11 protein-coding genes are annotated in these 13,250 nt (G+C 54.0%); 8 read left to right on the top strand and 3 right to left on the bottom strand.

The features are described 5' to 3' along the window. Positions 1-25 precede the first annotated feature (25 nt). The 6 genes from ACO0LK_RS23470 (at position 26) to trxB (ending at position 7,281) form a co-directional block, all read left to right on the top strand. Entirely contained in the window at positions 26-2,212 is a 2,187-nt protein-coding gene (locus ACO0LK_RS23470) for a choice-of-anchor D domain-containing protein (RefSeq protein WP_422979388.1), read from the top strand. Positions 2,213-2,269: 57 nt separating this feature from the next. Beyond that, positions 2,270-2,791, top strand: coding sequence for a TlpA family protein disulfide reductase (locus tag ACO0LK_RS23475; RefSeq protein WP_422979390.1), 522 nt, complete (start codon positions 2,270-2,272; stop codon positions 2,789-2,791). A 17-nt stretch (positions 2,792-2,808) separates the two neighbouring features. Next, positions 2,809-3,039, top strand: coding sequence for a DUF4266 domain-containing protein (locus ACO0LK_RS23480; protein WP_422979392.1), 231 nt, complete (start codon positions 2,809-2,811; stop codon positions 3,037-3,039). 15 nt (positions 3,040-3,054) lie between these two features. Continuing rightward, positions 3,055-4,266 (top strand): DUF3570 domain-containing protein, encoded by a 1,212-nt coding sequence (locus ACO0LK_RS23485; protein ID WP_186947436.1) that lies wholly within the window; start codon positions 3,055-3,057, stop codon positions 4,264-4,266. Between the two features lie 142 nt (positions 4,267-4,408). Next, on the top strand, positions 4,409-6,289 hold the full coding sequence (gene dsbD / locus ACO0LK_RS23490) for a protein-disulfide reductase DsbD (protein ID WP_422979394.1): 1,881 nt from the start codon (positions 4,409-4,411) through the stop codon (positions 6,287-6,289). 26 nt (positions 6,290-6,315) lie between these two features. Beyond that, positions 6,316-7,281: a thioredoxin-disulfide reductase gene (trxB, locus tag ACO0LK_RS23495; protein WP_422979396.1), complete on the top strand. Its 966-nt coding sequence runs from the start codon at positions 6,316-6,318 to the stop codon at positions 7,279-7,281. Between the two features lie 161 nt (positions 7,282-7,442). Here trxB and ACO0LK_RS23500 read toward each other — a convergent pair whose 3' ends face one another. Then, positions 7,443-8,111 carry a GntR family transcriptional regulator gene (locus ACO0LK_RS23500; RefSeq protein WP_186947439.1) on the bottom strand — a complete coding sequence of 223 codons (669 nt, stop codon included), beginning with the start codon at positions 8,109-8,111 and terminating at the stop codon, positions 7,443-7,445. Between the two features lie 450 nt (positions 8,112-8,561). Between ACO0LK_RS23500 and ACO0LK_RS23505 the strand changes: the two genes are divergently transcribed. Then, positions 8,562-9,329, top strand: a complete 768-nt coding sequence (locus tag ACO0LK_RS23505; protein ID WP_422979399.1) for a helix-turn-helix domain-containing protein — start codon at positions 8,562-8,564, stop codon at positions 9,327-9,329. Positions 9,330-9,366: 37 nt separating this feature from the next. Here ACO0LK_RS23505 and ACO0LK_RS23510 read toward each other — a convergent pair whose 3' ends face one another. Together ACO0LK_RS23510 and ACO0LK_RS23515 are read right to left on the bottom strand one after the other, a co-directional pair. Then, entirely contained in the window at positions 9,367-10,305 is a 939-nt protein-coding gene (locus tag ACO0LK_RS23510; protein WP_422979401.1) for a 4-hydroxyproline epimerase, read from the bottom strand. Between the two features lie 116 nt (positions 10,306-10,421). After that, positions 10,422-10,979 (bottom strand): hypothetical protein, encoded by a 558-nt coding sequence (locus ACO0LK_RS23515; RefSeq protein ID WP_422979403.1) that lies wholly within the window; start codon positions 10,977-10,979, stop codon positions 10,422-10,424. Positions 10,980-11,265: 286 nt separating this feature from the next. Between ACO0LK_RS23515 and ACO0LK_RS23520 the strand changes: the two genes are divergently transcribed. Beyond that, the gene (locus ACO0LK_RS23520) at positions 11,266-13,230 is read left to right on the top strand and encodes a TonB family protein (protein WP_422979405.1); all 1,965 of its coding nucleotides are present in this window, start codon (positions 11,266-11,268) and stop codon (positions 13,228-13,230) included. Positions 13,231-13,250 lie beyond the last annotated feature (20 nt).

Below are 13,250 nucleotides of genomic sequence, written 5' to 3' on the forward strand. Positions count from 1 at the left end.
TTTTAATCATTGAAGGGAAACTATGATGAAGTTGAATTTTCGTTTTACTCGCTTATTGCGACAGGCAGGTGTGCTGGGCGCGGCCTTAACTGCAGGCATCGCCATTGAACTGGCAACCGGCATGTCGGCGGCCTATGCTGCCGATGCCTTGAATGGTAAAAGCCTGTACCTGAATGGCCCGGTTTCTGGCGGTACCAGTTGTACTGCCTGCCACGGTGCCAGCCCTGCCAATAACGTCAACGGTATTTTGCGAGGCGCGAATAATCCGACCGAAATCAGCAACGCCTGGGCCCAGAACAAGGGCGGCATGGGCACTTTATATAACAATAAATTCAGCCAGGCAGAAATCGCCGATCTGGCGGCATTTATTGGTAACCCCAGCGTCGCCGCCGGCCCGATTGCAAGCGTATCACCAGCCAGCCTTAGCTTTAATGGTACGACCATAGGTCAGACCAGCACGGCACTCAGCACCACAGTCAGTAACACCGGCTCTGCCGCATTGAACATCACAGCCATCGCGCTGACTGGCAGCAATAGCGGAGACTTCAGCCTGGCTGGTGGCAGCTGCGCAGCGGGTGCTGCACTGGCCCCTGCCGCGACCTGTACTGTGCTGGCTACCTTCAAGCCGACAGCGCAAGGCACTCGCAGCAGCAGCATCAGCATCAGCCACAATGCAACTGGTGGATCCAGTCTGGTCAGCCTCAGTGGTACCGGCAATGCCGCTGCCCAGGCCGGTGTAGCAGTGTCTGCCACCAGCCTTAACTTTGGTTCAGTACTGGTGAATGCGGCATCGGCAGCACAGACCATCACGATCACCAATAGCGGTCAGGCAGCCCTGAATTTCAGTTCCATCGGACTGACTGGCACGAACGCCACCATCTTTGCCCTGGGCGGTAGCTGCAGCACACAAACTGCCGTTGCTGCCGGTGGCCAATGTACGGTAACCGTACAGGCTACCCCAGCTACAGCGGGCGCTTTTGCTGCGGCATTGAATATCGCTTCGAATGCTTCGAACGGTAGTGTTGTCGTCAGCCTGGCCGGTAGCGGCGCTGCTGCCACTCCTGCCATCATTGCAACGCCAAGCGTGCTTGCCTTTGGTGCGCAGACCGTTGGTGGTAACCCTGTCACGCAGCAGATCAGTCTGTCAAACACAGGTAATGTGGTGCTGACACTGTCAGCTGTCAAAGTCAGCGGTTCATCAGCGATTGTGATCGGTACGGGCGGTACCTGCGGTAGCAGCCTTGCAGTGGGGGCCAGTTGCAATGTACCTGTGGTATTCACTCCGGCAACGGAAGGTGATGCAAGCGCCAGCCTGGCGGTGACTTCGAACGCCGCAGCATTGCAGGTTGCCATCACCGGCACGGCAACCAGCAAGGCAGTCGCCAAGCCCGTGTTGTCTGATACTGGCACAGTGCAGTTCACCGATACCCAGGTAGGTGTCAGCTCGGTCAAGCATACGACAACGCTCAGCAATACCGGCACAGCTGCATTGAAGATTACCAGCCTGGTATTGAACGGCAGCCAGCTCAATGACTTTTCACTGGCAGGTACTTGCGCCGTCAATGGCACAGTTAGCCCGGCGGCCAGTTGCACCATAGATACGATCTTCAAACCGACCAGTGCCGGCAGTAAAACCGCAGATGTGCTGGTGGTGACTGATGGTGGTGCGCAACTGAGTGTTCGCCTGGCGGGTACTGGCGTTGCCATCCCTGTCAAGACAGTGACGCTGAACATCAATCCACAATCTTTTGACTTTGGTTCCGCCACGATAGGCAGTGCCAGCCTGGTCAAACGCTTCACGCTCAGCAACCCAAGTACCAGTGCCATCGCCCTGACCAATGCTGCCTTCACCGGGCCGTATGCAGCAGTGGTGGACAGTGCATCCTGCCCACGCTTCCCGTTCAGCCTGCAGGCGAATACTTCTTGTGAACTGGTGGTGAGCTATACACCGGCAAATGCAGGTGCCAACAACGGTAGTGTCGTCATCAGTTCATCTGACACCACCACGACCTGGAGTATTTCCCTGGCTGCCACGGCAGTGACTGCCACAGCGCCTGTCGTGACTGGCAATGTGCCCAGAAATGAAGGTGGCGGTGGTTGCTCGGTCGCCCGTGATGGTAATGACCCGATGTTGCCCATCCTGGTAATGCTGGCTGCGGCAGTCATCGTTTGGCGCCGACGTCAGGCCCGCCAAGGCGCGACGCAAAAGTAATAATGGAAGCCGGACCGCGGTCCGGCTTTTCTGATTTGAAAGAAAAGAGGTTGAACGATGAAATTTACGTTACATATGAATAAAAAACGCATCAGCAAGTTGCTATCTGGCCTGGCTGCCACAATGCTGGTGAGCTCGGCAATGGCACTCGACAAAGGCAGCGCAGCACCCGCATTTGATCTGAGTGGCGCAGAAGGAAATGTCAACCTGGCGAAGTACCAGGGCAAGCTGGTGTATCTGGATTTCTGGGCGTCGTGGTGCGGACCTTGCCGCCAGTCTTTCCCATGGATGAATGAACTGCAAGCCAAATATGGTCCCCAGGGTTTGCAAATTATCGGCGTCAATCTGGATCAGAAAAACGAAGATGCGCGTCAGTTCCTGACCACCACACCGGCCCGCTTTGTGGTGGCGTTTGACCCCGCCGGAGCCACGCCACGCAGCTATGGTGTCAAAGGCATGCCCAGCAGTGTTCTGATTGGTCCGGATGGAAAAATCCTGTTTGAACATGCGGGCTTCAAGGAAGCTGACAAAAGCGCACTGGAAGCAAAAATCAAATCTTCGCTGGGAGCCATCAAATGAAGTCACGCCTGAACACCATGTTTAAAAAAACAGCCTGCCTGCTGCTGGTCGGCAGCAGTGTACTTGCCACATCCGGATGCAGCCTGATCAAGGTTGTTCAACCATGGGAAAAAGGTACGCTAGCAAAACCGGAAATGACATTTGAAGGTGACAGACTCGAGTCCCGCTACAGCGAACACATCTACACCAGCCGCGAAGCGGCATCCGGTGGTGCCGGTGTGGGTGGCGGTGGTTGTGGTTGCAACTAATCAGAGAATTCCGACATGAATAAAATAACTGCTCCTCTTTCTGTTTCGACTTTATCTGAAACATCGCCGGCGTCAGCTACATCAGCAAATGTTGAATCGCAAGCCATAGGTGCTGCATTGCTGACCGCAGCCATGTTGTTACCCGGCCTGGGCGTGGGCGTAGCGCGTGCCGAAACGCCGCCAGAACATGCCAGCCTCAGTCTCAAATACCTGAACTATGAAGAAAAACAGGCCGGCCTGAAACGCATTACCGCCAATTCTCCTTCACTGTCCCTGATTACCCCGCTGGGTTCAGAATGGTCGCTGGATGCGACCCTGACATCAGATGATGTATCCGGCGCATCGCCGCGTTACCATACCGCGATTTCTGGCGCTTCCCGCATGAATGACCAGCGCACGGCGGGTGACGTGGCGTTTACCCGTTACTTTCCGCGTGCCAGCCTGACAGTGGGTACGGCCTATTCAACTGAGCATGATTACGAGTCACGCGCCTTGTCGTTGACCGGTACGTATTCCAGTGAAGACAAGAACACCACCTGGACCGCCGGCCTGGGTGGCAGCCATGACCGCATCAATCCCACCAACCTGATCGTCAAAAACGAAACCAAAAAAACCATCAGCCTTATGGCCGGTGTGACGCAGGTCATCACTGCGCAGGATATCGCGCAGTTGACGCTCAGTCATAGCCGGGGTGAAGGTTATTTTTCCGATCCTTACAAGGCGCTGGATAACCGCCCCAGAGAACGCAACCAGACTACCGTGCTGGCGCGCTGGAATCATCACTTTCTGGACACCGGCGGCACCGGTCGTTTCAGTTATCGCTATTACAGCGACAGCTATGACGTAAAGGCGCATACGCTGACGGCGGAATATGTGCAGCCCCTGTCGCAAGGCTGGACTGTCACACCGTCGCTGCGCATGTATTCGCAAAGTGCGGCCAGTTTCTATTTTGATCCGGTCTACGATGCCAAACTGGGGGCTCCTTTCCCTCCGGGTTATGTGTTTTCTTCCAACCAGCTCAACTCTGCTGATCAGCGTTTGTCAGGCTTTGGTGCACTCACCTTCGGCATCAAAGTGAGCAAGCAACTGACACGTGACTGGACGGTAGACGTGAAACTGGAAAACTATGAACAGCGCGGCAACTGGCGTCTGTTCCACAAGGGTAGCCCAGGGCTGGCAGCACTGGAAGCACAAAGCATACAACTGGGTATCAGCAAGCAGTGGTAGATGCTTGACGGTAGTCGATGATTGCCGGTTCTACAGGCCATGCGCCATGCACTATGCGTGGCGCAGGACTGTCTGCGTCCTGACTATCCTGCATCAGCAAATAGACCCAAAGATTTACTGCCCCAAAAATTCGGGAGTTTGAATGAAACATAATTTTTTCTATAAATGGTTTTCCGCATCGTTGCTCTTGCTGATGTGTGGTTTTTCACAGCATGCAGCGGCAGCAGACGACTTCCTGGATCCTGAACAGGCCTTCAAGTTGCAAGCTGAATTACGCGATGTGAAAACCCTGGTGCTGTCCTGGACGATTGCCAAGGATTACCACCTTTACCGCGAGCGTCTGAGCTTCAATGCAACGGAACCGGGCATCACTTTGGGTGAACCTAAACTACCGGATGGCATACGCAAATTTGATACGACCTTCAATAAGGAAGTAGAGACCTATGCAGACCGTCTGCTGGTGGAATTGCCCATCACCAAAGCTGACAAGGTGTTTACGCTGAAGGTGGGTTATCAGGGTTGTGCCGATGCTGGTCTCTGTTATCCACCGGCAGAACAACACTATCGTGTTGATACTTCTACACCCGGAAAATTGACACTTCAAGCGGTAGATGCGACAACCGCAGTATCTGCGACGCCAGCAGTGGCGACCGCAGCTACTGTCACTGCGCCAGCCGCCGGCAGCGAATCTGCTCACAAGGAAGATGACAGCTCACTGGCCCAGCGTACCCTGCAAAGTGGCAGCCTGTGGCGCATAGGCATGGCATTCCTGGTATTTGGCTTACTGCTGTCATTTACGCCTTGTGTCTTGCCCATGGTGCCGATCTTGTCATCGATTATTGTGGGTGAGGGTAATGTCTCGCGTGGCCGTGGTTTCATGCTGGCGCTGGCGTATTGTCTGGGTATGGCCCTGGTGTACACCTTGCTGGGTGTGGCTGCCGGTCTGGCTGGTGAAGGCCTGGCGGGGGCATTGCAAAAGCCCTGGGTATTGTTGACCTTTGGCGCCTTGCTGGTAGGTCTGGCGCTGTCCATGTTTGATGTCTATCAATTGCAACTGCCTGGCGGTCTGCAAAGCCGGCTGAGTCAGGCCAGTGGCAATTTCAGCGGTGGCAAGTTCATTGGTGTGTTTGTGATGGGCGCACTGTCTGCGTTGATCGTTGGCCCATGCGTGGCGGGGCCACTGGCTGGTGCCTTGCTGTACATCAGCCAGACCCGCAATGTATTGATCGGTGCCTGGGCGCTGTTTTCCATGGCGGTAGGTATGAGCGTGCCATTGCTGTTGACGGGTATCTCTGCCGGCAGCCTGTTGCCACGCGCAGGTGCCTGGATGAATCAGGTCAAGAAACTGTTCGGTCTGTTGTTGATTGCTGTTGCCATCTGGATGGTCAGCCCGGTGTTTCCGGTCAAGGTCATGATGGCGGTATGGGGTGGCTTTGCGATTTTGTGCGCCGTGTTTTTGCATGTGTTTGATACATTGCCCGCCGGTGCAGGCTTGCGTGCCTATGTGGCAAAGGCATTGGGGATCAGTTTCCTGTTCCTGGGTTTGTTTGAACTCATCGGTGCCGCCAGCGATGGCAAGGATGTATTGCAGCCTTTAGCCCATTTGCGCAGTACAGCGAATACCGCACAAATGGCCGACGCGGGTTCATCGGGAAACCATGCGGAAAATAAATTTACCCGCATCAAAAGCGTCGCCGAACTGGATGCCGCTCTGGCTGCGACCAGCACACCTGTGATACTGGATTTTTATGCCGACTGGTGTGTGTCTTGCAAAGAGATGGAACGTTTCACTTTCTCTGAACCCAAGGTCAGCGAACAACTGAAGCAGGTACGCCTGCTGCAAGTGGACGTAACCGCCAACAGCGACATGGAAAAAGCATTGATGAAACGCTTTTCATTGTTTGGCCCGCCAGGCATCATCCTGTTTGACCGCAGCGGCAAGGAAGTGCCGGACAGCCGCATCATTGGCTACCTGGAACCTGAACGTTTCGTACAACACTTGTCACGCCATTTTGCTCTGTAAAATCAACTCATTCCAGATTGCCTAGCATGACCAATACTCCCGTACCCGCATCCACGCCCAAACACGCTCATGTACTAATTCTTGGCTCTGGCCCCGCAGGTTATTCTGCTGCCGTGTATGCAGCCCGCGCCAATCTGAAACCCGTGCTGATCACCGGTGTTGAGCAAGGTGGCCAACTGATGACCACCACCGATGTCGAAAACTGGCTCGCCGACCCTATGGGCGTGCAAGGGCCGGAATTGATGCAGCGTTTTCTGCAACATGCAGAGCGCTTCAATACTGAAATCATTTTTGATTACATCCACACCGCCAAGCTGGATGAAAAACCGATACGCCTGATCGGCGACCAGGCGCAATACACCTGTGATTCACTGATCATCGCCACCGGCGCATCAGCCCAATACCTGGGCCTGCCGTCTGAACAGGCTTTCATGGGCAAAGGCGTGTCTGCCTGTGCTACCTGTGACGGTTTCTTTTATCGCGGCAAGGAAGTAGCCGTCGTTGGTGGCGGCAATACAGCGGTTGAAGAAGCGCTGTATCTGTCGAATATTGCCAGCAAGGTGACAGTGATCCATAGGCGTGACAAGTTCCGTGCCGAAGCGATTCTGATCGATCGCCTGATGGCCAAGGTGGCTGAAGGCAAGATTGAAGTCAAATGGAACCATACGCTGGATGAAGTGGTGGGCGATGAATCAGGCGTGACCGGCATCAAGGTCAAGGCAGCAGACGGTACAGTGACCCCTATCACTCTGCATGGTGTATTCATCGCGATTGGTCACAAGCCGAATACCAGCATTTTTGAAGGTCAGCTGGAAATGCATAACGGCTACATCAAGACACGTACCGGTACCGAAGGCATGGCAACAGCCACCAATGTACCTGGCGTGTTTGCTGCCGGTGATGTGCAGGATCATGTGTATCGCCAGGCCATCACCAGTGCGGGCACAGGTTGCATGGCTGCGCTGGATGCGCAACGCTTTTTGGAAACTTAGAACCTGTTCACGATCTGTAGCGAGCGGACGTCTGCGGGGTCAGGGCAGCATAAAGCGCAGCGCAAAAAGCGGAATGTACTCTAGTACATGAGCATTTTGAGCAGCGCATGAGCCCCGCGTAGTCTCTGATTGCGCCCGCGCTTAAGATCGTGAACAGGTTCTTAACCGATGACCTTGCGGGCGAAGGATTCCAGATAATCCATCAGACCGTCAGCCGCTTTGGCTGACTGTTCTTCATTGCCTTTTGCAATCGCCTTGGCGACCAGCATATGGCAGCGCGCACCTTCTTCTATATCGCCTTCATGCTGGAAGGCATACCAGAAACGGCGGCACTTGATGATCAGCGGGACCACGGCAGACACCGCAGACGGGTTGCGGCATGCTTCATGCACGACATGGTCCAGTGCCTGGTCGGCAGCCATGTAGTCATTCAAGTCATTGCGCTTGGCAGCAACCAGCATTTTGTCGGCGCATTCTATGATGTCTTTGCGATGTTGCGGTGTGGCGCGGCGGGCAGCGCTGGCGGCAATCAGACGTTCTATGACGCGGCGGGTTTCTATCAGCGTCATGTGCTCGGCAGCTTCAATATCGCTGATGATCAGGCCACGACGCGGCATTTGCAAAATCAGGCCATTGGATGACATGCGCATCAGTGCTTCGCGCAAGGGCGTGCGGCCCAGGCCGGTTCTTTCCACCAGTTCAGACTCCACCACCGGAGAACCAGGCTTCAGTTGCAGTGTGACGATCATGCTTTCGATGGCATCATAAGCCACATCGGCTGCACGCAGCTTGGGAGTGAAAGTCAGAATTTTTTCAGAAGTAGCAAGCATCAGATATCCATGTTCTGTATTTTGTATGGATTTTACCTATTTGAATGCGAATTTTACCTTGTAAAATGCGGTCATTATCAAATTCCGCGTGTTTTTCTACAAGGATTCCTGATTTTTGCCATATTGGAATATATTCAATTGCCAGAATTTGCCATGCGTTATTGAGTTTTTCCCATAAATTACACAGAAATCAGCATACTTATGGTTTACGGACCATGTTTTACCTTATGCTTGCTTTTTTAAATATAATATTAATATATTTAAATTGTGGCTTGTGCAGCTAAATGCCAGGCGTGCCTGCCGGTTCGCAGCATTGTTTTCTTATTTTTTTGGACTTACCCAAAGCACATGGCAGCGCGTGCATGGTGGCCGTCAGCACTGGCTACAGTACTGGCTATGTTGGTCAGCCGGTGTGGCGCAGGCTGTCCTGTTTTATTGTGGAGTGATTAATTGACACTGCATGCATCAACTTTTCCTGCGCAGGAAAAACGTCAGCAACTGGCCAGCCAACTGGCGAATGTATTTTTTTCTGAAGCCCTGTTCGATGTGATGTCTGACATCGTGTTTTTTGTCAAAGACCTGGAAGGGCGTTATGTGGTGGTGAACCATACCCTGGTGCGTCGTTGCGGCATGCGTGACAAGGATGCCTTGGTAGGCAAGCGGGCAGAGCAGGTATTTCCCGCTTCACTGGCCGCCAGCTATGCGGCGCAAGATGCGCTGGTACTGGGGGGGAAGAAAGAAATCCATGATCAGCTGGAACTGCATCTGTATCCTAACCGTACACCCGGCTGGTGCCTGACCCAAAAAATCCCACTGCGCGATGTGCGTCACCAGATTGTTGGCATGACTGGCATTTCACGCGACCTGGCCATGCCGGATCAGCGGCACCCTGTGTATGCCAAGATAGCCGCAGCAGTCAAACACCTGCATCAAAATTATACGCAGACGGTTGCCATGGCAGACCTGGTGAAACTGACCGGTTTATCGGTGGCCCAGCTGGAACGTAATTTCCACAAAATATTTTCACTGACGCCACGTCAGATGATGGTCAAGATACGGCTGGATGCCGCATCCAGTATGCTGGCAGAATCAACGTTGAGCATCACCGACGTTGCCGTCGCCTGCGGCTATCAGGACCACAGCGCGTTTTCGCGCATCTTCAAGGCGACAGTAGGAATGACTCCCAGCGATTACCGCGATGTGGTGCGCAGGGACTGACTAATTTGGCAGATACAGCGTTGCAGGTAACATGGGTTTAGCGTATGCCCCACACAAAAGGATCGCGTTCATCCAGCAGCAGGCTGGCTTCGGCATTAACAAAGGCACTGCCGCGCAGGCTGGGTAACAGCTTGCCGTCATCCGCTATACGGTAAGACGCTTCAAACACGCTGCCGATGATGCTTTCCTGACGCCAGATCTGGCCCTCTGCCAGTTTGTCATCTGCCGCCAGGCAAGCCAGCTTTGCGCTGGTACCTGTGCCACAAGGTGAACGGTCATATGCCTTGCCTGGGCAAAGCACAAAGTTGCGGCTGTGATTCTCTGCTGATGCAGGGGCACCGAACAATTCTATGTGGTCAATCAGCGCACCGCCATCGCCCGTGATTTTATCGGCTTCCAGCGCTGTTCTGACACGCCAGCTAAAGTCGGTCAGCACATCGACATTGTCCAGCCGAAGATCTTGCCCATGCTGATTGATGAGGAAAAACCAGTTACCACCCCAGGCAATATCACCTGTGACCAGACCGTAACCAGGCACATCCACCTGCACACCCTGGCGGTAACGGTGGGCGGGAACATTATGTACCGTCACGGTATGGTCGGCATGCAGTTTGGCTTCCACAATACCCACCGGGGTTTCTATACGGTGTTTGCCTGTACTTATTTTGCCCTGATGCGCCAGCGTGACGATAAAACCTATCATGCCGTGACCACACATGCCGAGATAACCGACATTATTGAAAAAGATGAGTGCACCAGCACAGGAAGCATCTTGCGGCGTGCAGGCCAGCGCACCGACGATGACATCCGAACCGCGCGGTTCACATACCGTCGCGCGTCGGTAATGATCAAACTGCTCACGAAAAACATGCAGGCGTTCCGCCATGCTGCCTTGCCCCAGATCCGGACCACCATCCACGATGATGCGGGTAGGTTCGCCGCCGGTATGAGAATCAATGACTGTGATTTTTTTCATGTTGTTTTGCCATAATAGAGACACAGGCCTTCAGCATAGGGTATGCACGCCGCTGCTGTCTTGACATGAAATCAAACTGGCTGTGAAGAAATCGGCACAATGCCAAAACAGGCGATTTAATCCGGTTTGCCCGTATTCACCAGGTTTTTATACCGGGTCAATTGCTCACCCAGCATGCCGTCTGCTGCCGGTGCCATCTTGTCAAAGCCGCCCTGCATATAACCGCCGACGCTATAGGTCAGCACCAGTTTGCTGAGTGCCTTGCCAGTTTCTGTCGCTTTGATGGCACTGAAATCCCAGGTCATGCTGCCTGCCAGGCCGGAACCCTGCATGGGGCCCAGTGCACCGGTCATGCGCAGGGTTTTGCCAGGGGCGACATACACCACGCTCAGATGCTGCACACCGCCACCATTCGGCAGTTTTTCGCAAAAGCAGCCACCGGGACGGGCATCAATGCTCAGGTTTTTCGCATTCTGTGAATAAGTGTGAGACGGGTTCCACCATGTGCTGACCTGGTTGACCATCAAGTCATAAGCCTGTTCTGCGGGAACATTCAACTGCACCTCATGCCTTATCAGAAAACCGTTGGGACTGACATTGATTACTTCAGCCGAGGTATGACTTGTGACAAAAAATAATGCACAAAAAGCAAATGAGATGGATGTGAAGTTCATGGTGGTTTCCTTTTGGGGTTTTTCTTGCGCTTCTTCCTGATTGCGGTGTTTTAGGTACAGATGTGTGGACGTTGTGGAAACGATGGCAACTCCAGCAATATTCACACATGACAAAGCTGGTTTGACTACATGATTACCACAGGTTTTTCATAGAATATATCATCCTCAGTCAGGCAGACAGATGGTAAAGTAGGGGTCGCAAATTTGCCGTGCGATAATCCCGGCAGACATAAGGAATTTTTATACTTGTTGCATGAATCTGTTTCCAGCTAAAAATGAGCACACGATGCCTGAGGGGATCAAAAAACGCCTGACCGGCGGTTTGATCATCTCGCTATTGATCCATGCATTTGTGCTTTCACTGCAATTTGGCTTGCCAGGGCTTGGTATGCCTGAGCTGGAAGCCCCGTGGAACAAGCGCAGGGCAGAGACCCCTGCTATCAGCATACAAATTGCCAATCCGGTAGCGCCAGCGGCACCTGCTGACAATCCGGCTGCCAACCCGGTTAATCCTGTCAGTTCGCCTGTGCCGCCAACGCCTGTTCCTCCCGCACCTGTCACGCCCTCTGTAGTGCCCCCTGTTCCGCAAGCGACACCGCCAGTGACGACAACCGATCGCATGGAAAGCAAGCAGGCCGTCGCTGGCATACAGTTGGTTGCACCGCAAAAAGCCGCACCCGTGCCAGCCGCTGTGCCAGCCAAAGCTGCCAACAAGCCGCGTGCCAGCAAGAAAAACACGGCAGACGCAGCGCCATCCCTGCCAAAAACACGCAAGGTGCAGGCACCCGATGTGCCGCGCCTGATTACACAGGATGCCTTTCATGACGACAGCTTTGTCGTGGCCGTGCCCAATCCGGATGAAATTCCGAAAAAGGCTGAAGCTGAAACCGAACCCAAAAAACAGTTCGATGACATGACACAGGAAGGCATAGATCAGGAGCAGGAACAGGAAAAAATTGCCCGCGCTGCCGAGCAAGAAAAGAAACGCAAACAGCGTGAAGAAAAAATGCGCAAGCAAGTTGATGAACTGGCCCAGCAAAATGCAGCAGATGCCGCTAAACAGAACCAGCAACTTGCCAGACAGCTCGATGATGACAACCGCAAACAGGCTGATGAAGCGACGCGCAATCAGGCTGCTGCATTGGCTTTGCAAAAACAGCTGGAAGCAGAAGAGCAAAACCGCCGCGCGCAGCAAGAAGCTGCCCGTGCTGAAGAAATAAAACTGGCAGAACAAAAACGTCAGGCCGAACAAAAACAACAGGATGAGCAGCGTCAGCAAGTGCAACTGGCGCAAGCTGCGCAGGCAATTCAGATAGCCCAGGCAGCCCAGCAGCAGCGTGAACAGCAAGCCCGTGAACAACAACTGGCAATGGAAGCACGCAAGCAGGAAGAGCAGCGCCAGCAAGCTGCCGTGGCCCGTCAAAAACAGGCGGATGAACAGCTGGCCAAAACCAGGGCCGAAGAACAGCTGGTCAAACAGAAAGCAGAAGAACTGGCCGCCCGTCAAAAAACCGAAGAACAGGCCCGCCAGCGTGCCGAACAGGTCGCCGCAGAACAGCGCGAGCGTGAACTGGCGCAAGCCGCTGCTGCCAAGGTGGCCGCCGCCAACGCTGCCGCAGCCGCAACGGCAGCAGCCAATGCCGCAGCAACGGCAGCAGCCAACGCCGCTTCCGCCAACCAGAATCAGGGGCAAAGCACAGGCCCCAACGCCAATGCCAGCGGTAGTAATCCTGGTGGTAGCACCTCGAACGGTGACAAGGCCGGTGCCTTTGTTTTGCCTAAGAGTTTGTTGGGCAGTGACCTGGCCAACCGTGCACGCGAACAGGCACGTGGTCTGGATCTGTTACGTGGATCGCCACCCGCAGCCAGCAACAATGCCGAAGACAAACCACGCCGCCGCAGTGTCTTTGGCAGCATGGATAAAGATGTGCCGGTGCAGATGTATATCGATAGCTGGAAACAGAAAATCGAGCGCAACGGCAATCTGAATTATTCGCAATTAGCCAAAGACCGTGCCCGTGGCGACCCGGTCGTGACGGTTTCCATACGTAGCGACGGCAGCATAGAAGACATCACCATCAACCGCTCAAGTGGACGGGCTGATATCGACGAGGCCGCCCGCAGAATCATTCGCCTCAACGCCAAATACGCCGCCTTCCCACCCAACATCGCGGCTCGCTACGACGTCATAGAAATTCGCCGTATCTGGAATTTTGATGAAAAGTTGAGGATTATTGAAGAGCTGCGCTAGGCAAGTTAAGCAAGCGAAGC

The organism is Undibacterium sp. Ji49W, assembly GCF_049340205.1.
Classification (GTDB): Bacteria; Pseudomonadota; Gammaproteobacteria; order Burkholderiales; family Burkholderiaceae_D; genus Undibacterium.

What these genes read in the sequence shown, in the direction of transcription:
- ACO0LK_RS23515 (WP_422979403.1), bottom strand. Translation starts at nt 10,979, where the DNA reads ATGAACTTCACATCCATCTCATTTGCTTTTTGTGCATTATTTTTTGTC.
- ACO0LK_RS23520 (WP_422979405.1), top strand. Translation starts at nt 11,266, where the DNA reads ATGCCTGAGGGGATCAAAAAACGCCTGACCGGCGGTTTGATCATCTCG.
- ACO0LK_RS23510 (WP_422979401.1), bottom strand. Translation starts at nt 10,305, where the DNA reads ATGAAAAAAATCACAGTCATTGATTCTCATACCGGCGGCGAACCTACC.
- trxB (WP_422979396.1), top strand. Translation starts at nt 6,316, where the DNA reads ATGACCAATACTCCCGTACCCGCATCCACGCCCAAACACGCTCATGTA.
- ACO0LK_RS23485 (WP_186947436.1), top strand. Translation starts at nt 3,055, where the DNA reads ATGAATAAAATAACTGCTCCTCTTTCTGTTTCGACTTTATCTGAAACA.
- ACO0LK_RS23470 (WP_422979388.1), top strand. Translation starts at nt 26, where the DNA reads ATGAAGTTGAATTTTCGTTTTACTCGCTTATTGCGACAGGCAGGTGTG.
- ACO0LK_RS23475 (WP_422979390.1), top strand. Translation starts at nt 2,270, where the DNA reads ATGAAATTTACGTTACATATGAATAAAAAACGCATCAGCAAGTTGCTA.
- ACO0LK_RS23500 (WP_186947439.1), bottom strand. Translation starts at nt 8,111, where the DNA reads ATGCTTGCTACTTCTGAAAAAATTCTGACTTTCACTCCCAAGCTGCGT.
- dsbD (WP_422979394.1), top strand. Translation starts at nt 4,409, where the DNA reads ATGAAACATAATTTTTTCTATAAATGGTTTTCCGCATCGTTGCTCTTG.
- ACO0LK_RS23480 (WP_422979392.1), top strand. Translation starts at nt 2,809, where the DNA reads ATGTTTAAAAAAACAGCCTGCCTGCTGCTGGTCGGCAGCAGTGTACTT.